This window comes from Synechococcus sp. W70.1 (genome assembly GCF_047461515.1).
In the GTDB taxonomy this organism is placed as follows: Bacteria; Cyanobacteriota; Cyanobacteriia; order Thermostichales; family Thermostichaceae; genus Thermostichus.
The window spans coordinates 1-24,162 of sequence record NZ_JANSHH010000034.1 but is presented as its reverse complement, the minus strand read 5'-3'; the positions used below and the strand labels follow the sequence as shown (position 1 = coordinate 24,162).

Sequence of the window (24,162 nt, the reverse complement as noted above, 5' to 3'; positions counted from 1 at the left end):
GGGATCCTGAGATCTCCAGGCTAGCTGCCTGTGACAGGATCGAGGGGAAAAGGGAGAAGAGACTGCCGGTGCGCCTGACGACGCGAGCCACCTACAGCATCAAGGCTTTGCTGGATCTGGCGATGCTTAGCAAGGGCCAGAGGGCGTCGGTGCGGGCGATTGCCGAGCGACAGCAGATCCCGGCCCCCTACTTGGAAAAGCTGCTGATAGAGCTACGCCAAGCTGGCTTGGTCTGCTCCCAGCGAGGGGCGCAGGGGGGCTATCGGCTGGCACGGCCGCCGCAGCGAATCCCCATTAGCGCCATTTTGGCGGCGGTGGGGGAGTCCTTGGATCTCCGCACCAACAGCTCAGAGGGGGCAAGAGCTCCTCAAGAAAGCGCCGGCGCGGGAGCGGACTGGGTAACGGCGGCCCTCTGGGCACGGATTGCCCAGCGAGTGCGGCAGGTGTTGGAGGAAACGACCCTGGAAGATTTGTATTTTGACGCCCGCAGTTGGCAGGCAGCCCAAAGCCAGGAGGGAAAGTTTGTGGTCTGAAGCTTGGCTGTTTTTCCCCGCTCAGCCAACGGCCCCGCTGGTGCTGGCGATGGCTTTGGCCCTGGACTACCTGCTGGCAGATCCCTGGGGGTGGCCTCACCCAGTGCGGGTCATGGGGGCGGTGATTGCCTGGGGCCAAGGCTATATCCTCCAGCACTGCCTAACTCCCTCAGCCCAGCGCTGGGGCGGGGCAATGCTCACCTTGGCGTTGGTGGCGGGCTCCTACGCGGCGGGCTGGAGTCTGATTGCCATCGCCCAGGCACTCCACCCCTGGGCAGGGATCCTGATGCAGACCGTCCTAATGGCCAGTTGCCTAGGGGGGCGCAGCCTGCGCTTTGCCGCCTTGGAAGTGTTGGATTCCCTGGAAAAGGGGGATCTGCCCCAGGCCCGCCAACGCCTTAGCCGCTACGTAGGCCGGGATACGGAGCACCTGACGGAGCCAGAGATTTTGCGGGCGGTGATCGAGACCGTGGCAGAGAATACCCCTGACGGGGCAACGGCCCCTTTGTTCTACGCCTTTCTGGGGGGAGCGCCGCTGGCTTTGGCCTACAAGGCCAGCAGCACGCTGGACTCCATGGTGGGCTATCGCCATGCCCCCTTTACCTACCTGGGCACAGTGCCAGCCCGCTGCGAGGACGTCCTGACCTGGCTACCCTGCCGGCTGACGGTACTGACGCTGGCGCTGCTCGGCGGGGATCCCTGGGAGTTTTGGCAGCGCTGTCGCCGCGACGGTCAGGCAGACCCCAGCCCCAATTCGGGCTGGAGCGAGGCGGCCTTTGCTTGGCGGCTGCAAATTCAGTTGGGAGGCACCAACTTCTACCGCGGCGTTCCCAAGGTTAAGCCGAAGTTGGGGATCCCGGCTCGCCCCTTGAGCCCCCAGGTGGTGCGGGAAAGTTTGCAGTTGCTGCGACAGGTTTTGGGAGTGTGGAGCGGTCTAGGGGTGGGGCTGGCCCTTCTCTGGAGGCTTTGGGATTGAGAGGGTAGTGTTCCCGTAGCCAGGCTTCTGCCTCGGCGCGGGTGGAGAGCTTGCCATTGAGGGTAAGGTAGCGCAGGCCATCCAGAATCTCCTGAAACAGAGGGCCTGGCCCGTAGCCCAGGCGACGCAAATCGTGGCCGTTAAGAGGCGGCTTTACCCAGTGCCACTCCTGCAGGTAGCGCCAGATCAGCCGCCGCGCTGGCTTGTCGGCAAGCCCAGCCAACAGGATTAGCGCCGGGATGCGCAGCCTCTGCAGTAGCTGCACCACCTGAGCTGGGGAGAGGGATCCGCTCTCCAGTTGCGCCAGCAGAGTCTGGTAGGAGGGGAAATGGCGGAGGCGTTCGATGCCTGCCTGGGTGAGGTGGAGCTGGCTGGCCACCTGGGGCGCCTGGGGCAGCGCCAGAAGCAGGGCTTCCAGGCGCAGTTGCCAGATTTCCTGGGATCCCAGCTCGGGGTAGCGGCGGCGGAAGTGAGAGGCCCAGCGGCCCACCCGCTGTAGCCGCCGGTACAGGGAGGGCTCCCAGCTTAAATCAGGGTGGATGCAGCGCAGGGCTCCCCACGCTGAGAGCCGCTCAAAGGCCAAGGGCCAGTCACGAGAGCGGAGGATGTAGGCCAGCTCCTGCTTGAGGCGCTCCCCGCCGACAGCGTCGTGAAGGCCGCTAGCTACCGCGGCGCGGATCCACTCTTCCGTCGCCGGGTCTAGCCTAAAGCCCAGGTGCACGGCAAAGCGCACTGCCCGGTAGATGCGGGTGGGATCCTCGATGAAGCTGTTGGGGTGCAAGGCGCGGATAATTCCCTTTTGCAAATCAGCTTGCCCGCCGAAAAAATCCAGCAACTGACCCCGCTGCGGGCCGTTGAGGCGCAGGGCCAGAGCGTTGATGGAAAAGTCTCGCCGGTAGAGATCCTGGTGGATGGATCCCATGGCCACCTCAGGAGGCGAGGCCGGGTAGGGGTAAAACTCCGTGCGGGCGCTGGCAATATCCACACAGAAGCCCCCTGGCCAGATCAGGGCGGCGGTTTGGAACTTGCCGTGGATCTCCAAGCGCGCCTCCGGGAAGTGCTGCTTGAGGGCTTTCCCCAGGATCAACCCCCAGCCTGGCGGATCCGTCCCGGGGGAGGTTGAGGGGTAAGGCCCATCCACCACCAAGTCCAGGTCCAGCCGTTCCAGGCAAGAGGGAGGCTGCCGACCCCACTGGTGCAGCAGCAGATCCCGCACCGCTCCCCCCACCAGATACAGCCGCAGACCCTTTTCGTCGGCAAGGCGGGCCGCCACCTCCAGCAAGCGGCGGTGCTGCGGCGACAGGGCCGGAAAGGAGAGATCCAGGGGGCAGGAAAGCTCAGGAGCGGCCAACCGGGGCGAGAGAGCCGGCAGCTCGTGCAGGTGCCGCAACACGTCGGTGCGGGTAACGATGCCCACCAACTGGCCATCCTGGAGCACGGGCAGACGGCCAATGTCCCACTGCACCATCAGCCGCTGGATCTCCGCCAGCGGAGTATCGGGGGAGAGGGTCTTGACCTCCGTGGTCATGTAGCCCTTAACGGGGGCATGGCCAAAGCCGTGGTGCAGGGCAATGTCAATGTCCCGCCGCGAGATCACCCCCACCAGGCAGCCCTGGGCATCCACCACCACCAGGCCGGAGTGGCCATAGCGCAGCAGCACCCGCTGGGCCTCCTGGATGGTCACCTCCGGTCGGATGGTGCGCACCGGCGAGGACATGAGATCCTTAGCGGTCACCGGCGGCGGGATCCGCTCCTTAACCGCCTGCCTGAGGTCGGCCAGCACCTGGGCTGGATCGGGCAAGGGCCGGCCCGGGGAAGCTTTCAGCGTGGCTGCCGCCGCGCAGTCGTGGCCGCCGCCGCCGTAGCGGGCCATCACCTGGCCCAGTTGGGCAAACTCCTGCCGCGCCCGCCCAATGAGGCTGAGCCGCTCCCCCTGCCGCGCCACCAAGAGCAGCACGTCCACCCCCGTCAGCTCCATCAGCCGCATCACCAGGCCGGCCAGGCCAGGCACAAACTCCGGCAGATCCAGCAGCCACGTGCCCAAGCGGTACTCCCCCACCGTCTCTACCTGGATCTGGGCAAGCCCCTGGCCAAGCAGCTCCTGCATCGGCGGGGTGAGGCCGTCCCCCAAAAAGCGCCGCAACAGCACCAGGTTCACCCCCTGCTGCAACAGCCAGGTGAGGGCAGCGCCGTCGCGGGCGGTGGTCTCTGGGAACGTCAGGGATCCCGTGTCCACGTGAATGCCCAAGGCCAGGGCCAGCCGCTCAAATGGACTGAGGCAGATCCCGGCCGCCTGCAGCCGCTCCACGAGAAGGGTACAGGTGGAGCCCACGGCTTCAATGTGAGCGCTGACCTGCTGCTGCGGCCATACCTCCTCCAGCGAGGTGGCAGGCAGGTGGTGGTCGAAAATCTCAATCTTCGCCCCAGGAACGCTCAGCCAGGCCGCAGCCTTACCGAGGCGATCCGGATCGTAACAATCCACCAAGATCCAGCGCTGAACCTGTCGGGGATCCACCGAGCGCAGCTCGATGAGGGGAAACTCGTCCCGGTAGAGGGCCAAGAACTCCTGCACTCCCGGCAGGGATCCACCAGCTAGGGCAATGCGGGCGCCTGGATACAGCCGTGCTGCGCCTACCGCCGCTCCCAAGGTGTCGAAGTCCGCCGACTGGTGACACAGGATGAGATCCATGCTGGCAGCAGCGCCTTGCTGGCCTAGGCCCAAAAAAGTAATGGAAAGGGGCGTTTAGATTGTGGTCAGCTCCTTTTCTTTTTCCGCCAGCAGCTCATCAATCTTTTTGATGTAGCGATCAGTCAACTTTTGGATCTCTTCTTGCCGACTCTTGGACTCGTCTTCGGAGATCTCGCCGTTTTTCTCCTGCTTGCGCACGGCGTCAATGGCGTCGCGGCGGATGTTGCGAATGGAAACCCGCCCCTCCTCTGCCAGCTTGGCCACCTGTTTGGTTAGCTCTTTGCGCCGCTCTTCCGTCAGGGGGGGGAGGGTGAGGCGGATGACCTTGCCGTCGTTGCTGGGCGTCAGGCCCAGGTCGGAGGCGAGGATGGCCCGCTCAATTGCTGCCAGGGTCGAGGGATCAAAAGGCTGGATCAGGAGAGTGCTGGCATCTGGAGTGGTAATGCTGGCTAGCGCCTTCAGGGGAGTGGGAACGCCGTAGTACTCCACCTGAACCCGATCCAGTAGGCTGGCGTTGGCTCGCCCCGTGCGCACCGTGCTAAAGGAACGCTGGGTGGCCTGCACCGCTTTGCTCATTAACTCCTCGATCTCAGCTAGCTCCACGGCGTTTTCCTCGCTTAAGTAAGACAGTTTGCAGACGCTCGGCCACTAGCGGCAAAAAACCAAGACCTCTAGCGTGAGCCTGAGTTTAATTTTATCGCTTTGTCTAGCCCCCCTTGGGGATCCAGAGGCCGCTCTTTTCCTGGCAGCCGACCCCCTAGCAGTCCAATAGAATGGCCATAATGCTTCTCCTTGAGCCATGTTCGCTGCTCCTTCCCCGCTGAGGTGGAGTCTTGATGAGGTCAACCTCTCGGCCGCAGCCCTGGCGCTATTCGACTACTGCCCCCGCTTGTTTTGCTACGTGTACCTAGAGCGGCTGATTTGGCCTGCCGCCGATGCCTTTGAGCACGAAGTGGAGCAGCAGCGGGGACGGCAGTTTCACCGCCTGGTGGAGTGGTATAGCCGCGGGCAGCAGGTGGAGCCGCGCCTGTCGGCCCTAGACGAAACAGTACGCCAGTGGTGGCAGGTGTTCTTGGCCAGTCCCCATGCCCAACCGCAGGGGCGGGTGTTGGCGGAATTGCCCCTCCGGCAGCGGATTGAGGGGTTTAACCTCACTGCCCGTCTGGATCGGCTGGTGATTGCCCCGGGATCCCTGCACATTGTCGATTGGAAGACGGAGCGGCAGCGCCCGCCCGACGAACAGTTGGCCCAGGACTGGCAGGTGCGCCTCTACCCGCTGCTCGTGTGTGGGTTGGCCCACCAACTGCCCCTGGAAGGCCCTTTTGAGCCGGAGCAGGTGCAACTGACCCTTTGGTATGTGCAACACCCCCAGCGGCCTTTTCAGTGGCGCTACAGCGCTGCTGCCTACCAGCGGGATCTGGCCCACCTCAAAGCTACCCTGAACCGCCTGCGGCAACTGGAGGCCCAGGACTTCCCTCCCCTACCCTATGGCGAGCGCTGTGCTGCTTGCCTGTTTTGCGCCCGCTGCCACGGGCTAATGGGGCAAGGGATCCCCAACCAAAATCTCACGGATTGGGTCTGGGCAGCCCAGGAGCCGTCAGGGGAAGAGATGCCGGAGGCAGAATGGCGGTAGGGTGCCGGCCTCCCCATCCCCCTGGCGCCGCCAACTTGCATACTGGGTTAAGAATTGAGCAGGGCTGTTAACTGCAATGGCCGGTGTCGTTGCTGACCTCTCCCAGGCTTGCCAATGGAGTGTCGAGCTTAGAGGAATCCGCAAGCGCTTTGGCGATGTTGTGGCCCTCGATGGCATTGACCTGCAGATTCAGCGGGGGGAGTTTTTTGGCCTTTTGGGCCCTTCCGGCTGCGGCAAGACCACCCTGCTGCGCATCATCGCTGGCCTGGAGGTTGCCGATGGCGGAGAGGTGGTGATCCGGGGGCAGCCGGTGGGCCATCTGCCTGCCCACAAGCGCAACGTCAACACCGTGTTCCAGAGCTATGCCCTCTTTCCCTTTATGACCGTGGAAGAGAACGTCGCCTTTGGCCTGCGCATGCGGGGAGTGCGAGGGGAAGCGCTGCGCAAGCGGGTGGCCGCCGCTTTGGAGTTGGTGGAGATTGGGGATCTGGCTAAGCGCAAGCCCCAGGAGCTCTCCGGCGGGCAGCAGCAGCGGGTGGCCCTAGCCCGCGCCTTGGTCAATGAGCCAGAGGTGCTGCTATTGGACGAGCCGCTCTCGGCTTTGGATGCCAAATTGCGCAAGCAGCTGCAGGTGCAGTTGTGCGAGTTGCAGCGCCGCCTGGGCATGACGTTCATTTTCGTGACCCACGACCAAGAGGAGGCCTTGGTAACCAGCGACCGGGTGGCGGTGATGCGGGCTGGGCGCATTGAGCAAGTGGGCCCCATTGACGAGGTGTATGAGCGCCCGGCAACGGCCTTTGTGGCGGACTTTTTGGGGGCCAGCAACCTCATTGAAGGGATCGCCTGCGGCACCGACTGCGTCGAGACGCCCCTGGGCAAGCTCAAGGTGCCTGGGATCCAACCCACCCTGGAGCCAGTGCAGTTGGCCATTCGGCCGGAAAAGATTCGGCTTTCTCGGAGCGGCTGGGATCTGCTGCCCAACCAAGTGCCCGTGCGGGTGGAAAACCTCATCTACACGGGGGCAGAAAACCAGTACCTCCTGCGCACAGCTAGCGGCCAGCAGCTCAAGGCCCTCACCCTCAACGCCGACATCGAAGACCAGGATTTTGCCATTGGGGAGGCCCTGGTGGCCCATCTTCCTCCCAAAAACTTGGTGCGCCTGCGGCCGGATCCCCGGCGGGAGGACTCCCCATGCTGAAGCGCTTGGAGAAGCCTGCCCAAGTGCGCGCCGGGGAATTGCTCACGCCCTGGCAGGAGCTGCTGCACAGCCTGATCTTTGCCGGGCCGGGGGTGCTGTGGGTGGTAACGTTTTTGGTGCTGCCGGGGCTGCTGCTCTTGGCCTGTAGCTTTCTCAGCCGCGGCGAGTTTGGCCAGGTGGGCCTGCCCTTGACGCTGGCCAACTACCTGCGCGCTCTTGGCTACGGTCCCCTAGGGTGGACGCCCATCTACTGGCAGATCCTGGGCCGCAGCCTGCTGGTGGCGGCAGTTACCACCTTCTTCTGTGTGCTCCTGGCCTATCCCCTGGCCTTTTTTATCGCCGCCCACCCGCCCCGACAGCGGGATCTGTTGCTGACGCTGGTGGTGGTGCCCTTCTGGACCAACTTGGTGATCCGCACCTACGCCTGGATGGTGGTGTTGGCCCCGGAGGGGTGGCCGGCGCGGCTAGCGGCCTGGCTGGGCTGGATTCCGCCCCAGACGGCTCTCTACCCCAGTTGGCTGGCGGTGTATCTGGGCATGATCTACACGTTCTTGCCCTACATGGTCTTGCCCCTCTACACAGCCGTGGAGCGCATCGACTGGCGCCTGGCCGAGGCGGCACGGGATCTCTACGCCAACGGCTGGCAGGTTTTCCTGTGGGTGCTTTTTCCCCAAACGTTGCCGGGGCTGGCAGCGGGGCTGATTTTGGTTGGGATCCCGGCCCTGGGCATGTTCGTGGTGCCCGACTTGCTGGGGGGCAGCAAGACGCTCTTGATTGGCAATGTCATTCAGATGCAGTTTGGCGCGAGCCTGGACTACCCCTTTGGAGCGGCCCTTAGCTTTCTGGTTACTGGCCTGAGCCTGGGGCTAGTCTACGCCTACAGCCGCTACGTCGGCAGCCGCGGCCTGGAAGATCTAATCTAAGTCGCTGCCCTGAGATGGGATGGCGGATGCTGCCTGAAGCTCTGGTAGGTTGAGGATACTGGCGTTGCGCTAGAGGGATCCCTTGACCCAGACGCTGTTTTCTCGACCTCAAGCTGCGGCACCTCCCGCTTCCCCCCCTTCTGTTTGGGATGTCATTGTCATTGGCGCTGGGATTGGCGGCCTGGTGGCAGCTACCCAGTTGGCGGCCAAGGGCTACCAGGTGTTGGTTTTGGAAAAATACCTCATCCCCGGTGGCAGCGCTGGCTACTTCGAGCGCCCAGATCCCAACGGCAACGGGATCTATCGCTTTGATGTCGGGGCTTCCATGATCTTTGGCCTGGGCACTCAAGGCACCACCAACCTGCTCACCCGTGCCCTGGCTGCTGTGGGCCAAACTCTGGAATCCATCCCCGACCCCGTGCAGATTGCCTACCACCTGCCCCAGGGGCTCAGCCCGCGCGTACACCGGAACTACGAGGAGTTTTTGCAGGAGCTAGCTAGCTATTTCCCTCAGGAAGCGGGCAGCATCCGCCGTTTCTACGACAGCTTCTGGCCTATCTTCAACAGCCTTAACGCCCTGGAGCTTCTCTCTTTGGAGGAGTGGAGCTATCTCTGGCGCTCTTTTGTCGGCCACCCGCGCGCCTGCCTGACTTTGGCCCGCTATTTGCCGGTGAATGTGGGCCAGGTAGCGCGGCGCTACCTCCGCCATCCGGCGCTGCTGCGCTTTGTGGATATGGAGTGCTACTGCTGGTCGGTGGTGCCGGCAGAGCGCACGCCCATGATCAACGCTGGCATGGTGTTCTGCGACCGCCACTACGGTGGCGTCAACTACCCCAAGGGAGGGGTGGGGCAGATTGCTCAAAAGCTGGCCCAGGGGCTAGAGACCTGCGGGGGGCAAATCCGCTACCGAGCGTCGGTGCGGCGGATTTTGGCAGAACGGGGCCGGGCCGTGGGCGTCGAGCTCTCCACGGGGGAAAAGCTCTTTGCGCGCAAGATCATCTCCAATGCCACCCGCTGGGATACCTTTGGCCGCCTCTGGCCAGGACCCTTTCCGGCAGCGGAGCGGCGCTGGCAAAGCCGTTATCAACAGTCCCCCAGTTTCTTGAGCCTGCACTTGGGGGTGCGGGCCGAGGCCCTGGCCGGTGAGCGCTACTGCCACCACATTCTTCTCGAAGACTGGCAAGCCATGGAGGCGGAGCAGGGCACGATCTTCGTCTCCATCCCCACCCTTTTGGATCCGGAGCTGGCCCCACCAGGCCGCCACATTGTCCACGCCTTTACCCCCAGTTGGATGCAGACGTGGCAGGGCTTGAGCCCAGAGCAGTACCGGCAGCAAAAACAAGCGGCAGCCCAGCGCCTTATCCGCCGCCTGGAGGCCCTCTGGCCAGAGCTGGGATCCCACATTGAACTTCAGGAAGTGGGCACGCCCCGCACCCACCGCCGCTTCTTAGGCCGCGTTAATGGTACCTACGGCCCTATCCCTCGCGGCACTCCCTGGGGACTCTTGGGCATGCCCTTCAACCGCACGGCCATCCCCAACCTCTACTGCGTGGGGGATAGCACCTTCCCCGGCCAGGGACTCAACGCCGTCGCTTTCTCTGGCTTTGCCTGCGCCCACCGGGTAGCGGCGGACTTCTCCTAAAGCTGTTTCCAATTTCTATGAACCCCCCGCAGTCGTCTTGCATTGAACCCCTTCCGACTGCGAGAGCTCTTGCATGAGCGTCGGGGTGAGGCATTGAAGCGGGCAGCCTAGAGCGCTCAACCGACCCTGCGTGCAGCGGAGCGTACCCCCAGGGCCTCGGCAAGGTGACCGTAGGTAGTAACTTTGCCTGCCAGAATCTGGCAAACCACTTTGTGGACTCGCTCGAAGCAATCCCGATAATTGGCAGACATGTTCCGCGACCGCGATTGCCAGAGCGCATCGTGTGCTTGACGGAGGAGACGGCAGAGACGCTCTACGCCCTGGGTGCTGGGGATCTCGTCGTCGGCTGTCCAGGGATCCCCACGAAGGGGGAACGCTGCACAGGCGCGTGAAGTTTGGGAGCACCTGGCGGTTGTTTCCAATTTCTAGGGATCCCCACAAAGGGGGAACTCTAGGAGTTTCTTTCGCTCTTCGTCCAGAGCGATCAGGTGTTTCCAATTTCTAGGGATCCCCACAAAGGGGGAACCATGAAAATCTGGAGAAGACGACGCATCGGCTATCAAAATATCGGCAACTCAGCTCTTTTGGGACTTTCTTACTACTGCAGGAGCGGCACAACTTCCTGAGCAAAGCTGTCGAAAGCGTCTTCAATTTTTTCCATAGCGGCAGTAATAGATCCACGGGCATTGGCATCGCAAAGGCTTTTTTCGATAGGGGCAGGGATCCCCTGGAGAGCCGCCGCCGCTGCTTGTAACTCCGACTGAATTTGACTATCCAAATTGGGATTGATGTCCCGGACAAATTGGCTCAGGCCACGACCTTTTCTATCTCTAAATCCGCCCAAGTAAGCATACTGAACGCTGCGCACATTGGCCTGGAACTCCGGCAGCGAATGGTGGGCAAAGCGACTTTCCAGCAGAAAAGGATTTTGCTGGGCGAAGGCTTCGCCAATTTTGACCTTGCCCAGCTCGTCCAACATGCCGAGAATACCTTGGGCTATTTCTTCAGCAGCAGCTTGCAGCGTGAGATAACTCTTGCTGCCCTCGCCGGCTTTTACCCATTCTTCGCGAAAAGCAGGCAGCCCTTGCACTCCCTCTGTCCAGCTTTTGAGCAGCTTTGCCGCCGTATCCGCCAAAACTGGGCCAAGGGCAGCCAAGTACTCCCGATCCCGCTCGGTAAAGTCTTGCAAAGACTTGTTGTTATCCACGCCAAAGAGCAAGAAGGCCACGGCATGAAATCCCTTTTGCCCGCTTTCCAACTTGGCCACGGTCTCTGGAGTGAGGGGATCGCCGCTGTTGAGAACTTCCAGCACCTCCACCTCGTTCAGGGGCCATTCGTCCAAATCCGCATCCAGCCCCAAATAAGCCGCCGGCCCAAAGGCAAAAGCCTCGCTCTCCTCCCAAGTGATGCGGGCAACAGACCAAGCCTGGCGAGCCGCTTGCAAAGTCTGGGCATTGGGATCTTGCACGAAGGCCTGGATGGCCTGAGACAGGGCCTGGGTATCGGCGACCAACTGCTCATAGGCAGGGATCACCACCTGATCGGCAAAGTCGAGCAAAATCTGCCGATCCTGAAACCGCTGCTCAGGAGAGAGCACAACGGCTGGCCGGCGAGAGCCTGCCCCTTCTTCCCCACCCTCGCCGCCGCCATCCACCGGGATAGGCCGACACTCCGGGTTCATTTGAGCTGCCTGCTGAGGCGAAGCCTGGCTCAGGGCCGGTGGATCCCCGCCGCCCGCAGCCGAGGGATCCTTTTGGGTTTCCCCGCAAGCGGCCCCGCTGACCAGAACATAAAGCCCTATCCCCGTCCACAGCTTCAGATACCTCGACATCTCCTCCGACTCCTTCGCCCTCGACTTGGCCAACTTTGGCTTGATTGTAATCCAGCTATTGCGACTCAATCTTAAGAAGGGAGAGATTTTTATCACCGGCTGCCACCGGATCGCCCGGCTCGTCCCTCTGCGGGCCAGCTTCCATCTGCAGTTTCCCCAGGTGGGGCTATGGGCGGATACAAGTCCGACTCTTAACAAAACTTAACTCTAAAGACATTGATATTTGTTTGCAAGAAGCCTAGAGTAGGTCACAGCTCGCTGTTGAGATTTACTCTCAACAGTTGGTTACGTGTCTCGAAAGGATGTGTCCGTGCGGCCAGAGGCGGGCCTGGGGCAAGGTCTCTGGCCTTTTCCTAGAAAAGCTTGTTTAGAAACGCAAGAGGAGCGGAGATGACAGCGACGACACTCAAGCAAGAAGGGGGATCTGGCTCGCAACAACAGATCCCGTGGTGGGCGGGCAACGCCCGTTTGACCGATCTTTCTGGCCGGCTGCTGGGGGCGCATGTGGCCCATGCCGGGCTGATCGTTCTCTGGGCAGGGGCGATGACCCTGATCGAGTTGGCCAAGTTTGACCCCAGCCGACCGATGTATGAGCAGGGGCTGATTCTCTTGCCCCACCTGGCCAGCTTGGGGCTGGGGGTGGGATCCGGCGGGGAAGTCCTGGATACGGATATCTACTTTGCGGTGGGAGCGATCCACCTCATCAGCTCTGCCTTTTTGGGGTTTGGCGGCATTTTTCATGCCCTGCGCGGGCCGGCGGTGCTGGATCCCAAAGCCTTTCCCCTGTTTAGCTACGACTGGCAAGACAAAAACAAGATGACCACCATCCTAGGGATCCACCTGGTGCTGCTGGGATTGGGAGCCTGGCTTTTGGTGCTCAAGGCAGTGGTGTTTGGCGGCTTGTTCGACCCGGTGGCAGGAGAGGTGCGCCTGGTGTCTCCCAACTGGAACCCCTTTGGCCACCTGTTGGGCATAGAAGGGCGCCACTGGATCGCCGGGGTGGACACTTTAGAAGACGTGGTGGGCGGCCACCTCTGGCTGGGCTTGCTCCTGGTGGCAGGTGGGGTTTGGCATATCGCGACCAAGCCTTTTGCCTGGGCAGAACGGATTTTTATCTGGTCTGGGGAAGCTTATCTTTCCTACAGCTTGGGAGCTTTGGCCTTGATGGGATTTATTGCCGCCTATTTCGTTGCCGTTAACCCAGTGGTCTATCCCGAAGTTTTCTATGGGCCGCTGCTGCAGGTGGGCTTGGATCGCTATCCCTTCTTTGAGCAAGGGGGAGCTCTCACATCTAGGGTTTGGCTGGCCAATGCCCATTTTTGGCTGGCCTTTTTCTTCCTTCAGGGCCACCTGTTCCATGCCCTGAAAGCGCGAGGGTTCAATTTCCGTACCGGCAGAGTAGAACTTGCAGCGCAGCAGGCCTAACGGCAATCTAGCCATCTGATTTTGAGCTTTGCACTTGCAGTTTCGAGGTAGGAGCAATGGCAAAAGTAGGTCTATTTTTCGGCACTCAAACCGGAAATACCGAGAGAGCCGCTGAGATGATCCAAAAAGAGCTGGGCGAAGACAATGTAGATTTGATCAACATTGCCGAGGCCACGGTTGAGGACTTTGATAGGTACGACTACTTAATCATCGGCTGTCCAACTTGGAATATCGGGGAGCTGCAGGCCGATTGGAATGGGTTTTTCCCCTATTTGGATGAAATCGATTTTTCCGGTAAGACGGTAGCCTATTTTGGAGTTGGGGATCAGTTGGGCTATCCCGACAACTTTCAAGATGCCATGGGGATCCTGGCCCAAAAAATTGCCGAGCGCGGCGGAAAAAACGTCGGCTCCTGGCCTACAGAAGGCTACGAGTTCAATGAGTCCAAGGGAGTGGTTAACGGCGAGTTTGTCGGCCTTGCTCTGGATGAAGACAATCAGCCGGAGCTGACGGAAAAACGAATTAAAGAGTGGACGGCCAAACTCAAAACACTCTTCAATCTGTAATCTCAAACTCGGCTTCTTAGCTTGTTGTGGATACTGTGGGAGTTTGTCATGACTGGCGCAGTTCTATCTTCATCGCCTACCTCTGCTGAGGGATCCCCTCAGGTGAGCTGGCTGGCGGGCAATGCTCGCTTGGTGAATCTGTCCGGAAAGCTGCTGGGGGCCCACGTGGCCCATGCGGGGTTGATCATGCTGTGGGCCGGCGGCATGACTTTGTTTGAGGTGGCCCACTGGGATCCGGCTCAGCCCATGGGCAGCCAGGGGCTGATCTTGCTGCCCCATTTGGCCACGTTGGGCATCGGCGTGAATGCAGAGGGGGTGGCCACGGATCCCTATCCCTTTTTTGTGGTGGGCGTTCTGCACCTGATTGCCTCGGCGGTGCTGGGGGCAGGAGGGATCTTCCACGCCCTTTTGGGGCCGGAGGTGCTGGCCAAGGGAGAAACCTTTGCCGAGTTTTTCGGCTACGACTGGGAAGACGACGACAAGATGACCACCATCCTGGGGATCCACCTGCTGCTGCTGGGGCTGGGGGCCTGGTTGCTGGTGGCCAAAGCGCTCTTCTGGGGAGGGCTGTACGATGCTCAACTGGGCCGCGTGCGCGTAGTTACGGATCCCACCCTCAATCCGCTGCGGATCTTTGCCTACCTGACGCCGCTCATGGGCCAGCAGGGCATGGCCGCCGTGAACAATCTGGAAGATCTGGTGGGAGGGCACATCTATGTCGGCCTGCTCTGTGTGCTGGGGGGATGGTGGCACATAGCCACACGGCCCTTTGCCTGGGCCAAGCAGGTGCTGATCTACTCGGGCGAAGCCTACCTCTCCTACAGCCTGGGGGCCCTGGCCTACATGGGCATCTTGGCGGCCTATTTTGTCAGCGTCAACGAGATCGCCTATCCGGTGGCTTTCTACGGGCCGCTGGGGCTGGCTGCCGACGAGATGGGTGTGGTGAGCAGCCGCACCTGGTTGGCCACAGCCCACTTTGTCTTGGGGATCCTGTTTTTGGCGGGGCACATCTGGCATGCCATCCGGGCGCGGGCGGCAGCCAGCGGCTTTGACTTCCAGCACGGGGGCTGGGTGCGAGCCACAGATCCGCAGGTGGGCAACTTGGACACGCCGGTAAACCGGGGCGATCTCACCCTGCTGCTGCTGCAAAACCTGCCCATCTACCGGGAGGGCCTCTCTCCTTTTTTGCGCGGCTTGGAGATCGGCATGGCTCATGGGTACTTCCTGGTGGGGCCGTTTTACAAGTTGAGTCCGCTGCGGAATTCGGAGGAGGCCCTGACGGCAGGGACGCTGGCGACCATCGGCCTGGTGCTGATCCTGACGGTTTGTCTCTCCATTTACGGACGGGTGTCCTTTCCTCGCTCGCGGCTGGTGGCAGTGGTCAATACCCCCTACGGCGAGGTGGCCTATCCGACGCCGGGCGTGCAACTGATGGCCGAATCGCAGGGATCCCCTCAGCCGGTGCGCGTGCCGGCAGGCTCTGAGGATTTGCCGGAAAACTTGCGCACCCGCGCCGGTTGGAGCCAGTTGGCCGGAGGGTTTCTGGTGGGCGGCGTTGGCGGTGCCCTGTTTGCCTACATGCTCCTGGGCAGCGGCGATGTGGTAGCCCAGATTTTGCCGGGGCTGTAAAGGAGGGTTGAGGCTTCTCAAAGCAGGGAGGGGAGATCCTCATCCCCTCCTCTCTGTCGAGATCTGGCTCTACCTTTTGCCTGCCGGCTTCTGGATCCGATAACCCTTTTTTATGAAGCTTTTGTCAGCCAGCAACTTTAATCTTTCGACCGTCGAAATGGGATGGATAAAATGAGCTTAGGTTCCGCTTCTGCGCCTTCTTTTGAAGCACTTTATTTGGGCGTTTCTCCCAGTCTAAAGCTTTTCGATCGGCCTCTGTTGGGATCCCTGGGAAAATGTTTCCGTGTAGCCTACTGGGAGTATCACCAAACCCAGGATGAGCCCTGTAGTTTGGAGACAGTCGTGACGCTGCTATACGAATACCTAAAAGCTTGGGATCGACCGGTACATCTCATCGGGTTTCCAATTTCTAGGGATCCCCACAAAGGGGGAACTCTACCCCCATTAAACCCAAGCAGGGCAAGGGATGCAAGACCCATTTGCGAGGGATCCGAGAAAAAGTTGGCAAAAAGAGCTTTGGCGAGGGGGCTTTGGGGCCTGAAAGCCTTGTGGCGCAAGGCGTCGAGGGATCTGACGAAAGAATCAGCCTTTTGGGGTTTTGGTGGATTGCTCGCAGAGCTGCGGATACCGTTTTCTTGTGCTTTTGGCAACATGAGCCTCAGGGGGCGGTGAGGAGGGTTCTGACCGAGCTGAAGCGCCTATAGTGGGGGAAGTTCTCCGGCTTCCGTGGCTGTCGATGTCGGATCTCACCCTTACAGAGAAGCTTCTAGCCGGGATCCAGGCCCAGCAGGCTGGCGACCTGCGGACAGCGGAAGCCATCTACTCAGAAATTCTGGTGGAGTTTCCAGATCAAGCCGACGCTCTCCATCTGCTGGGGACGGTGGCCCACGCCAAAGGGGAGGAGGAATGGGCGGCTGCTTTGATTGCCGAGGCCATTGAGCTCAATCCCCGCGTAGCCCTCTATCACCACAACCTGGGCGTTGTCTATGAGTCTTTGGGGCAACTGGAAAAGGCTCTATCTTGCTATCGGCAGAGCCTGAGCCTCAATCCCAAGGCTTACCTTTCTGCCTTTCAAGCGGGCAAGATTCTTGTTAACCTAGGCCGCCAAGAAGAGGCAATCTCCTTGCTGGGATCGTTGTTAGAAAATCCAGATCCACTAGCAGGGATCCCTTGGGCTGAGGTGCATTTTTATCTGGGGATAGCCCATCGCGAGCAAGGGGAACACAGCGCGGCTCTGGCTCACCTGGAAAAGGCATGGACTTTGGATCCTAACTTGGTGCAAGCCCGCTGGCTTTACCATCTCTATCTGCCGGCTATCTATCAGGATGAACAGGAGCTGCACCGCTTTCGCTTGCGCTTTGTAGAGCACCTGGATCGCCTCATTCAGGAGACGCCCCTAGACACCCCAGAGCAGCGGCGGCTTGCCTTTTTAGGGTCAAGTTGGGGAACGCCTCACCTTCTGCAGTACCAGGGCTACGACGACTTGGAGCTGCAGAAGAAATACGCTCAGTTTGTGCAGCGCATTGTGAAAGCCTCCTACCCCGATTGGGAGTATCTTCCCCGGCAAGCCCGGCCAGGGGATCCCATTCGCGTTGGGTTTGTCTCGGCCTCCATGCGCGCTTGCTCTTACAGCCGCCTTTCTTTGGGGTGGGTGAAGTACTTAAAGGCCAGCTCCAAGCAGCCTTTCCAGGTCTTTGCCTACCACTTGGATCCCAGAGTTGATTTCCTGACGGAGCAATACCGTCAGCATGCCGATGTCTTCCGCCACATTCCCACCGGCTTTGAAGAGGCTGCCCGCCAAATTTTGCAGGATCAGCTGGATGTTTTGGTGTACTTGGAAATTGGCCTTTCTCCTCTTATGTTGCAGCTGGCGTCCTTGCGGCTAGCCCCCGTCCAATGCTCCACCTGGGCTCATCCCGTTACTTCGGGACTGTCGACCATTGACTACTTTCTCTCCAGCGACCTCATGGAGCCTGAAGATGGGCAGGCCCACTACAGCGAAACCTTGGTTCGACTGCCCCGCCTGGGTACCTGTTTTGAAAAGCCCGTTTTGCCTCCCCAGAGACGTTACCGCCAGGACTTTGGTCTGCCTCAAGAGGCCGTTGTCTATCTCACCTGCCAGTATTTGGGCAAGTACCTGCCGCAATACGACTACCTTTTTCCAGCTATTGCTCGGCAAGTGCCCAGGGCCCAATTTGTCTTCTTGGCCTTGCCCAATGCCGCCATTGGTCAGCGCTTCTGGCAGCGGCTTGCCTCCATCTTTTCCAGCTATGGCCTTGCGGTGGAAGACCACTGTAGGATCCTGCCCGCCTTGGATCATCAAGACTACCTAGATCTCAATCGCTGTGCGGACATCATGCTGGACTCCTACGGCTGGTCGGGCGGGATCACCACCCTGGAAGCCATTGCTGCCGGTTTGCCAGTGGTCACCTGCCCTGGCCGGTTTCTGCGGGGCCGCCACACCTACGCCATCCTCAAAAGAATGGGCCTTGAGCTTCTAATTGCCCCAGACCTCCAGCGCTACGAAGAGCTGGCCGTACAACTGGGAACGGATCCCCAATTTCGGCAGCAAATCGCTCAGCAAATCCAAGAGCGGCGCGACCTGCTTCTTGAGGATCGAGACTGCGTGGCGGCCTTAGCTCATTTCCTGCGCCAGGCTGTCTGCCAGAAGCTGGCATGCCATACTCTCCCTATAGAAGCCTCCTAGCCCCCCCACAGCAAACCCTTTGGTAGAGTAGTACGGCTACTTCAGGGATCGTGGCGGAATGGTAGACGCTACGGACTTAAAATCCGTTGTTCCCCAAGAACGTGAGGGTTCGAGTCCCTCCGATCCCATTACTGCAGCCCTGTTTGCTCTAGCAAGGCCAGTAGAGCCGGAACCGACACCCAGGCATCCTCCCGGTCTAGCTCTGGGCTAGCCAGCAGGGCCACCAGGGCGGGGTCGCAGGTTGGGGCCACTAGGGGAAAGTAGTTTAGCCCCACCACCTGGGCAAGGCTCCAGAAGTAGGGGAGCACGGCGTTGCTGGGGAAGATCTCGATGGCAATTGTGCCAGGCTGACAAAAGGCAAGGTTGGTCAGGCCCGCCCCGTGGATCCCCATGACTGCCTCTGCCCTTTGCATCAAGGCTATCTGTTCGGCTAGGGAAAGGGCTTCCAGTTGCACAGGCACAAAGCCCCAGGGGCGCAGGGCCTCCAGAACCTCCGTCTCGTTGATGACCCGCCGCCAGCGTGCAGCACGACGGCTAATGTAAACCCGCCGCGGCAACAAGGGATCCGCCGCCTGCCCCAGAGGAACCAGTCGCTGCAGCACCTTCCAGCCCCTGGGGGTTAGACACCCCACCGGCCCAGCTAGCGAGGGCACAATGAGGTTCTGCGCTTGCAGATGGGATCCCCCCACCTGCTCGAAGCTTAGAAGGCGTTCTGTGGGGATCCCCAGGGCAGCTAAGCTCTGCACTTGGAAGGGCTTGCCCTGGTAGCCATGGATCAAGATGGGAATGTCCTTTTCGAGGAAGCCGGCGCGGCGTAGGAGCTCGAGGGCGGGCAGGATGTCCACCATCCAATGGAAGTAGTTGACCGCCCCCAAGGGTAAGAGGGCAGCAGAGCCCTCCAGCGGAATCGGCGGCGGCAGGTGGGGCAAGTCCAAAATGGGGTGGTGTTCCAGGTGCTCCGACTTCCAGTCCCAGTCGAGAAACTCCGGCGGTGGCAAGCCGGGGGAGACATCGGCCAGCAACTCCCCCCTACGGGTAAGCACGGCGCTGGCAAAGCTGGCGTAGAGGTGGCGGGGATAGTGGCCCACGTGCACGGATCCCTGCGGGATCTGGGCCACAAAGGTCTCGGCCAAGGGGATCCGCTGTGAGCGCAGCTTTTGCCCAAGGGCAGGGTCAGCCGTCGGAGGGGCTTGCAGGTAGAGAACCCCTTCTGGATCCAACACCCGGTAGCTGCCCTCGCCCGTGGCCTGGTGCCACTGCCGGGTGGTGAGGTAGCCCTGGCTGGGCACGGGCAGGGGGTCGCTGGCCCTGGGCGATGGGCTCTGGCAGGCCGGGGAAGGGGGAGCTGCCTCTGCAGGGATCCAGCGCTGCCGCCAGAGGCGATACCGCTCTTGCCAAAGCTTGCCCGGGGATCCCTGGAGGGCTTGCTCCAGCTCCAGCCGCAGGGAGCTGTCTCTGCCGCTGCCTTCACACCAAGCCTGCAGCCACTGCCGCTCGGCAGCCAGCGCCTGCTGGAACTTCTCCCAAGCTGCCGGGGGGTCGTCCCGCCGCACCTGGGCCTCCGCCCAGTAGCTGTAGAGCTCCGCTGTCTGGGTGCCCCGCGCCGCTGCCTCCTGAAAGCAGACCACCGCCTGCTCCAGCTCCCCCAGATCCAGCCAAGCCAGGCCCATTTGCACCCAGGGATCCCCCCAGTCTGGCCTTAGCCTCGCTGCCTCCTGGAGAGGGGAGAGCGCCTCCCGCAGCCGGCCCAACTTGAGCAGGGCCAGACCCCAGCGCCAAAAGCTTTCCGCGGCTGTTGGATCCCGGCGGCAAGCCTGCTCAAACCACGCTGCTGCTTCTAGCCACAGCCGACGGCGCTCCTGGACTCGGCCAAGGCGATGGGCGGCCAGGGCCTGCCTAGGTTCTAGCTCGGCGGGAAGGGATCCCTCCACCAGTTGCCGATACAAGGCCGCCGCCTGCGGCCAGTGGCCTCTTTCCCACAGCCCCTCCGCCAGCTCCTGCAGCCCTTCTGCCCAGCAGCGGCTAGCTTCTAGCTCGCCCAGGCCTTTTCCCATTAGCAGCGCCACCCCTTCCTGCCAGGTAAGCTGGGCTTCCAGCTCTCGCCCTAGGAGCAGGTAGGCGGCTCCCAACCACCAGTAGAGCAGGGGATGCTGGGATCCCTGCTCCAACTGCTGCAACAGCTCTTGGGCAACCGACTCGTAGGATCCCTGCTCCCAATGGCTCCGGAGAGGGTCCTGGACAAGAGGGGTAGAGGCCATGGCTTTTGCTGAGAAGGGAGCTGAGCAGGAGTGTTACAAACTGCAACAACCTCCCCACTCCGGGCGCATCCCCCTAGTATTCTAGGCTTGGCTTCTCCCTCAGGGGTCCGGCGTCCCTACTTCCTCGACGGCAAGAGGGGGGTGGAGCAGGGCTCGTGGTTTTGGTTGGAAACTTTTCGGTAATCGATAAGCGGAGTTTAAGAAGCGATGGGTATCAACGCATCCGGCGGCGCCGTCCTCTCCAGTCCGCGTCTTTACCAAACTCTGCCCCTATCGACCATCTCCCAGGCGGAACAGCAGGATCGCTACCTGTCGCGCACTGAGCTGGATCGCCTCGAGGACTTTTTCTCCACTGGTCTAAAACGGCTGGAGATTGCCGAGGTTCTGGCGGCCAATTCTGAAATCATTGTCAGTCGGGCCGCCAACCGCATCTTCACCGGCGGCTCCCCCATGGCCTATCTGGAGCGGCCAGAAGCCACGCAGGATGAGAAAGAGGCCTTCAAGCTGGGCACGGCCTTCTACGTGGAATCCACGGGGGGCTTTATCGAGGCCATCCGCAACCTCTTCAGCGCCAGTGGCGTCGAGATCCCGCCCAACTTCCGCCCCATCAGCATCGCCCGCTACGGGGCTGCCAACATGCGCAAGTCGCTGCGGGATCTAAGCTGGTTCTTGCGCTACGTCACCTACGCCCTTGTGGCCGGGGATCCCAATATCCTTGTGGTTAACACCCGTGGCCTGCGGGAGATTATCGAAAATGCCTGCTCCGCCGAAGCCACCATCGTTGCCCTCCAGGAGATGAAGCGGGCCTCGGCCAGCTACTTCCGCAGAGATGCTGAGGCGGTGGCCATCATCAACCAGTATTTTGACGTCTTGTTGAGCGAGTTCATTGCCCCTGCCCCCTCCGACAAGCTGCGGCAGCGCAATGCCAGCACCGCCGACGGCCTGCCCCTGCAGGGACTCCAACTGCCTCAGGTCTACAGCTTGGCGGCAGAAAAAGTGCCCGTCTTTGCCATGAAGCCGGGGCTCTCCAACGCCGAGAAGGAGGAAGTGATCAAGGCTGCCTACCGGCAGGTGTTTGAGCGGGATATCCGCCGCGCCTATGGCCTCAAGCTGGCCGACTTGGAGTCCAAGGTGAAAAACGGCGAGATCTCCATGAGGGAGTTCATCCGCCGCCTAGGCAAATCAGACCTCTACCGCAAACAGTTCTACGAGCCCTACATCAACAGCCGTGTGGTGGAGCTGGCCTTCCGCCACTTCCTGGGGCGGGCCCCAGAGACCCGCGAGGAGGTGCAGACCTACTTTGCCATCGTCTCCAGCAAGGGCTTGGCAGGTCTGGTGGACGCCCTGGTCGACAGCCGCGAGTACAGCGACTACTTTGGTGAGGAGACGGTGCCCTACCTGCGCAAGCTGGGGGTGGAAGCCCAGACCAGCGCCAACTGGGGGCCCAAGTTCGACCTTTACAACTACGCGGCTCCTCGCCGCAAGGTGCCACAATTTATCACCCTCTTCGCCCGCTACAACCGTCCTCTGCCGGATCAGCACCCCTATGGCGTCGGCAACGATCCGCTGGAGATCCAGTTTGGCGCCATCTTCCCCAAAGAGACCCGCTCCCTCAACGCCAGCCCGGCCCCCTTCAACAAGGATGTCAAGCGCATCCTCATCCGGCGCGGCTTTGCTCTTACCAACGCTCGCACCAACCCCAAGGCGGTCGGGGATCCCGGCAGCCTTGGCCCCAAAGTCTTCAAGCTTACCCAGACCCCTGGGGATCGCAGCCGGCGGCTAGGGGTACGGGCTGGGATTGTTGGCAGCGAAGTCTCGACGCAAGCGGTCATCCGCGCCTGCTACCAGCAGGTGTATGGCTATGTGCCCTACGCCGGCCAACGGCTAACCCGCTGGGAAATCAAGCTGGAATCCGGAGAAATCAGCGTCAGAGAGTTTGTCCGCCAGTTGGCCAAGTCGGATCTCTTCCGCAACAAATACTGGTCTAGCCTCTACGTCTGCAAAGCCATCGAGTTCATCCACCGCAAGCTGCTGGGCCGGCCCACCTACGGGCGGCAGGAGATGAACCGCCTGTTCGACATTGCCTCCAAGCAGGGCTTCTACGCCGTGGTAGACGCCATCCTCGACAGTGAGGAGTACCAGCAGGTCTTTGGGGAAGATATCGTGCCCTACGAACGCTACCTCACCCCTGCTGGCCTAGCGCGGCGGCGGATGCGCCCTGGATCCAGCGACATGGCCGTGGTTACCCGGCCCATCCGCACCGACGACGATATCCCCCTCTTCGTCAAGCTGGGCCAGCCTCAGGACAAGCCCTCCGGCGAGCTGGAAATCCAGCGGCGCGTCCAGCAAGGGGTGCCCAGGATTCGTCAGGAGATCCCTGTCTTCAAGCTCACCAGCTTGGCCAACAAAGCCGAGGTCAACAACCTCATCCGCGCTGCTTACCGGCAGATCTTCGAGCGCGACATGGACATCTACAACATCAGCGCCGAGCTTAGCTCTGCCGAGTCTAAGCTGCGCAATGGCGAGATCACCGTCAAGGAGTTTATCGAGGCGCTGGGGTGCTCCGAACTGTACCGCGCTGAGTTCTATGCCCCCTACCCCAACACCAAGGTCATCGAGCTGGGCACCAAGCACTTCCTAGGCCGCGCACCCCTAAACCAGCAGGAGATCCGCAAATACAACCAGATCTTGGCTACCCAGGGGTTAAAGGCCTTCGTGCGCGCCCTGCTCAACACCCAGGAGTACCGGGATCTCTTTGGCGAGGACACGGTGCCCTACCGCCGCTTCCCCACCCTGCCGGCAGCCAACTTTCCCAACACCCAAGAGCTGTATGGCCGCCTCACCAAGCAAAACAAAGAGTTGGTGGTACCTAGTTTTAGGCCGGTGGGGAAAAACGATCGCAGCTAGCTCCTTTTTGCTCTTGGGAGAGGGCTAGGCGGCGTAGCCCAAGTGTCGCAGTGCTGCAGGGGTAACTACCCGCCCGCGGGGTGTGCGCTGCAGATAGCCAATCTGCAGGAGATAGGGCTCGTACACCTCCTCGATGGTCTGGGGATCCTCGCCGGTTATGGCCGCCATTGTCTCCAGGCCCACCGGCCCTCCCCCAAACTGCTCCACCAGTAGGGTTAGCAACTTGCGATCCGTCCAGTCCAAACCCATGGGATCCACCTGGAACAACTCCAAAGCAGCAATCGCAACCTCGCGGCTGATGTGGCCATTGCCCCGCACCTGGGCATAATCGCGCACTCGCTTGAGAAGGCGGTTGGCTATGCGAGGCGTGCCTCGAGAGCGGCGAGCGATCTCCTCGGCTCCCTCCCGATCAATGGAGGTGTTCAAGAGGCGGGCGCTGCGCAACACAATTTCCGCCAGCTCGTGAGGCTCGTAGAAGCGCAGCCGCTGCACCTGACCAAAGCGATCCCGCAGCGGCGAGGTCAGAGCGCCAATGCGGGTAGTGGCTCCGATGAGAGTAAAGCGCTCCAGGGGTATGGAGGTAATGCGGGCAGAGCGGCCTTTGCCAATGGTGATATCGAGGCGAAAATCTTCCATTGCCGGATAGAGCAATTCCTCCGTAACCTTAGGCAGGCGGTGGATCTCGTCGATAAACAGCACGTCGCCCCGCTTGAGACGCACCAAGTAGCCAGCAATGTCGCGGGGGCTCTCCAGCGCTGGAGCGGTGGTCATGTAGAAGCGGGATCCCATCTCCGCTGCCAGCACTGCCGCCACGGTGGTTTTGCCCAGGCCAGGGGGCCCGTAGAACAAGAGGTGATCCAGAGGCTCCCCGCGGGCGCGGGCGGCTGCAATGGCAATCGAGAGCACTTCCTTGAGCTCCGTCTGGCCGATGTACTCAGCTAGGGTGCGCGGGCGCAAGGAGTCTTCCTGGGCTTCGCCAGCCTGAGCCTGGGGCTGCAGCAGCAGCCCCCTTCCTGCTTCGCTTGCGTCAAGAGGCGACTCTGGGCTTCGTTCTCGAGAAGAAATAATTGCCATCTGTTACCTGCAGATACAACGGCCCAACTTTAACTTTAAAAGGCCAAAGGGGAAAACGTCGCGGTCTTTCTAGCCGCCAGGAGAATTGCGGCAACCAAAAAAACCCCTGGCGCTGGGGCCAGGGGAAGTAGAGTCAGGAAACCTGGGGAGGCACTAGCCCCGCACAGCCGG

The 24,162-nt window shown here is 61.2% G+C and carries 17 protein-coding genes, 1 tRNA gene and 1 pseudogene; 13 read left to right on the top strand and 6 right to left on the bottom strand.

Annotated elements, in window-relative coordinates:
* The first annotated feature begins 68 nt into the window (after positions 1–68).
* Complete coding sequence (locus NW808_RS09825) at positions 69–533, top strand: RrF2 family transcriptional regulator (protein WP_414421069.1); 465 nt, start codon at positions 69–71, stop codon at positions 531–533.
* A 49-nt stretch (positions 534–582) separates the two neighbouring features.
* Positions 583–1,509: an adenosylcobinamide-phosphate synthase CbiB gene (gene cbiB / locus NW808_RS09820; RefSeq protein WP_414405218.1), complete on the top strand. Its 927-nt coding sequence runs from the start codon at positions 583–585 to the stop codon at positions 1,507–1,509.
* Positions 1,510–2,047: 538 nt separating this feature from the next.
* Here cbiB and NW808_RS09815 read toward each other — a convergent pair.
* Positions 2,048–4,198 (bottom strand): annotated as a pseudogene (locus tag NW808_RS09815) (CBS domain-containing protein); the annotation flags it as partial.
* Between the two features lie 54 nt (positions 4,199–4,252).
* Positions 4,253–4,801: a ribosome recycling factor gene (frr, locus tag NW808_RS09810; RefSeq protein ID WP_414348012.1), complete on the bottom strand. Its 549-nt coding sequence runs from the start codon at positions 4,799–4,801 to the stop codon at positions 4,253–4,255.
* A gap of 196 nt (positions 4,802–4,997) precedes the next feature.
* Here frr and NW808_RS09805 point away from each other — a divergent pair, with 196 nt between their 5' ends.
* The 4 genes from NW808_RS09805 to crtH all read left to right on the top strand — a co-directional run bounded on the left by NW808_RS09805 (position 4,998) and on the right by crtH (position 9,594).
* The gene (locus NW808_RS09805) at positions 4,998–5,831 is read left to right on the top strand and encodes a PD-(D/E)XK nuclease family protein (protein ID WP_414421068.1); all 834 of its coding nucleotides are present in this window, start codon (positions 4,998–5,000) and stop codon (positions 5,829–5,831) included.
* Positions 5,832–5,907: 76 nt separating this feature from the next.
* Positions 5,908–7,029, top strand: coding sequence for an ABC transporter ATP-binding protein (locus NW808_RS09800; RefSeq protein WP_414421067.1), 1,122 nt, complete (start codon positions 5,908–5,910; stop codon positions 7,027–7,029).
* Positions 7,023–7,952 (top strand): ABC transporter permease, encoded by a 930-nt coding sequence (locus tag NW808_RS09795; RefSeq protein ID WP_414395939.1) that lies wholly within the window; start codon positions 7,023–7,025, stop codon positions 7,950–7,952. The genes NW808_RS09800 and NW808_RS09795 overlap by 7 nt, the downstream gene beginning before the upstream one ends.
* Positions 7,953–8,046: 94 nt before the next feature.
* The gene (gene crtH, locus NW808_RS09790; RefSeq protein WP_414421127.1) at positions 8,047–9,594 is read left to right on the top strand and encodes a carotenoid isomerase; all 1,548 of its coding nucleotides are present in this window, start codon (positions 8,047–8,049) and stop codon (positions 9,592–9,594) included.
* A 116-nt stretch (positions 9,595–9,710) separates the two neighbouring features.
* Here crtH and NW808_RS09785 read toward each other — a convergent pair whose 3' ends face one another.
* Complete coding sequence (locus tag NW808_RS09785) at positions 9,711–9,845, bottom strand: MGMT family protein (RefSeq protein ID WP_414410243.1); 135 nt, start codon at positions 9,843–9,845, stop codon at positions 9,711–9,713.
* On the opposite strand from NW808_RS09785, the gene NW808_RS09780 reads away from it, so the two are divergent.
* The gene (locus NW808_RS09780) at positions 9,807–9,986 is read left to right on the top strand and encodes a hypothetical protein (RefSeq protein WP_414410259.1); all 180 of its coding nucleotides are present in this window, start codon (positions 9,807–9,809) and stop codon (positions 9,984–9,986) included. The genes NW808_RS09785 and NW808_RS09780 overlap by 39 nt on opposite strands.
* A 206-nt stretch (positions 9,987–10,192) precedes the next feature.
* Here the strand turns inward: NW808_RS09780 and NW808_RS09775 are convergent, their stop codons facing one another.
* Positions 10,193–11,425 carry an imelysin family protein gene (locus tag NW808_RS09775; protein WP_414421066.1) on the bottom strand — a complete coding sequence of 411 codons (1,233 nt, stop codon included), beginning with the start codon at positions 11,423–11,425 and terminating at the stop codon, positions 10,193–10,195.
* A 390-nt stretch (positions 11,426–11,815) separates the two neighbouring features.
* Between NW808_RS09775 and NW808_RS09770 the strand changes: the two genes are divergently transcribed.
* The 5 genes from NW808_RS09770 (at position 11,816) to NW808_RS09750 (ending at position 17,880) form a co-directional block, all read left to right on the top strand.
* Entirely contained in the window at positions 11,816–12,850 is a 1,035-nt protein-coding gene (locus tag NW808_RS09770; protein ID WP_414421065.1) for a chlorophyll a/b binding light-harvesting protein, read from the top strand.
* A 56-nt stretch (positions 12,851–12,906) separates the two neighbouring features.
* Positions 12,907–13,416 (top strand): flavodoxin FldA, encoded by a 510-nt coding sequence (fldA, locus tag NW808_RS09765; protein ID WP_414358087.1) that lies wholly within the window; start codon positions 12,907–12,909, stop codon positions 13,414–13,416.
* 48 nt (positions 13,417–13,464) lie between these two features.
* Positions 13,465–15,045 carry a chlorophyll a/b binding light-harvesting protein gene (locus tag NW808_RS09760; protein WP_414410246.1) on the top strand — a complete coding sequence of 527 codons (1,581 nt, stop codon included), beginning with the start codon at positions 13,465–13,467 and terminating at the stop codon, positions 15,043–15,045.
* Positions 15,046–15,781: 736 nt separating this feature from the next.
* Complete coding sequence (locus NW808_RS09755) at positions 15,782–17,752, top strand: tetratricopeptide repeat protein (RefSeq protein WP_414421064.1); 1,971 nt, start codon at positions 15,782–15,784, stop codon at positions 17,750–17,752.
* Positions 17,753–17,796: 44 nt separating this feature from the next.
* A tRNA-Leu gene (locus NW808_RS09750) sits at positions 17,797–17,880 on the top strand.
* On the opposite strand, the gene NW808_RS09745 is transcribed toward NW808_RS09750, so the two are convergent.
* Complete coding sequence (locus NW808_RS09745; protein ID WP_414421063.1) at positions 17,881–20,010, bottom strand: glycosyltransferase 61 family protein; 2,130 nt, start codon at positions 20,008–20,010, stop codon at positions 17,881–17,883.
* A 207-nt stretch (positions 20,011–20,217) separates the two neighbouring features.
* On the opposite strand from NW808_RS09745, the gene NW808_RS09740 reads away from it, so the two are divergent.
* Positions 20,218–22,917, top strand: a complete 2,700-nt coding sequence (locus NW808_RS09740; RefSeq protein ID WP_414406304.1) for a phycobilisome rod-core linker polypeptide — start codon at positions 20,218–20,220, stop codon at positions 22,915–22,917.
* A gap of 24 nt (positions 22,918–22,941) precedes the next feature.
* Here the strand turns inward: NW808_RS09740 and ruvB are convergent, their stop codons facing one another.
* Positions 22,942–23,991 carry a Holliday junction branch migration DNA helicase RuvB gene (gene ruvB / locus NW808_RS09735; RefSeq protein WP_414421062.1) on the bottom strand — a complete coding sequence of 350 codons (1,050 nt, stop codon included), beginning with the start codon at positions 23,989–23,991 and terminating at the stop codon, positions 22,942–22,944.
* Positions 23,992–24,162 lie beyond the last annotated feature (171 nt).

Coding starts and splice junctions, on each gene's coding strand:
- cbiB (WP_414405218.1), top strand. CDS start 583: ATGGCTTTGGCCCTGGACTACCTGCTGGCAGATCCCTGGGGGTGGCCT.
- NW808_RS09805 (WP_414421068.1), top strand. CDS start 4,998: ATGTTCGCTGCTCCTTCCCCGCTGAGGTGGAGTCTTGATGAGGTCAAC.
- NW808_RS09800 (WP_414421067.1), top strand. CDS start 5,908: ATGGCCGGTGTCGTTGCTGACCTCTCCCAGGCTTGCCAATGGAGTGTC.
- NW808_RS09795 (WP_414395939.1), top strand. CDS start 7,023: ATGCTGAAGCGCTTGGAGAAGCCTGCCCAAGTGCGCGCCGGGGAATTG.
- NW808_RS09785 (WP_414410243.1), bottom strand. CDS start 9,845: ATGTCTGCCAATTATCGGGATTGCTTCGAGCGAGTCCACAAAGTGGTT.
- NW808_RS09775 (WP_414421066.1), bottom strand. CDS start 11,425: ATGTCGAGGTATCTGAAGCTGTGGACGGGGATAGGGCTTTATGTTCTG.
- NW808_RS09770 (WP_414421065.1), top strand. CDS start 11,816: ATGACAGCGACGACACTCAAGCAAGAAGGGGGATCTGGCTCGCAACAA.
- fldA (WP_414358087.1), top strand. CDS start 12,907: ATGGCAAAAGTAGGTCTATTTTTCGGCACTCAAACCGGAAATACCGAG.
- NW808_RS09760 (WP_414410246.1), top strand. CDS start 13,465: ATGACTGGCGCAGTTCTATCTTCATCGCCTACCTCTGCTGAGGGATCC.
- NW808_RS09755 (WP_414421064.1), top strand. CDS start 15,782: ATGTCGGATCTCACCCTTACAGAGAAGCTTCTAGCCGGGATCCAGGCC.
- NW808_RS09745 (WP_414421063.1), bottom strand. CDS start 20,010: ATGGCCTCTACCCCTCTTGTCCAGGACCCTCTCCGGAGCCATTGGGAG.
- NW808_RS09740 (WP_414406304.1), top strand. CDS start 20,218: ATGGGTATCAACGCATCCGGCGGCGCCGTCCTCTCCAGTCCGCGTCTT.
- ruvB (WP_414421062.1), bottom strand. CDS start 23,991: ATGGCAATTATTTCTTCTCGAGAACGAAGCCCAGAGTCGCCTCTTGAC.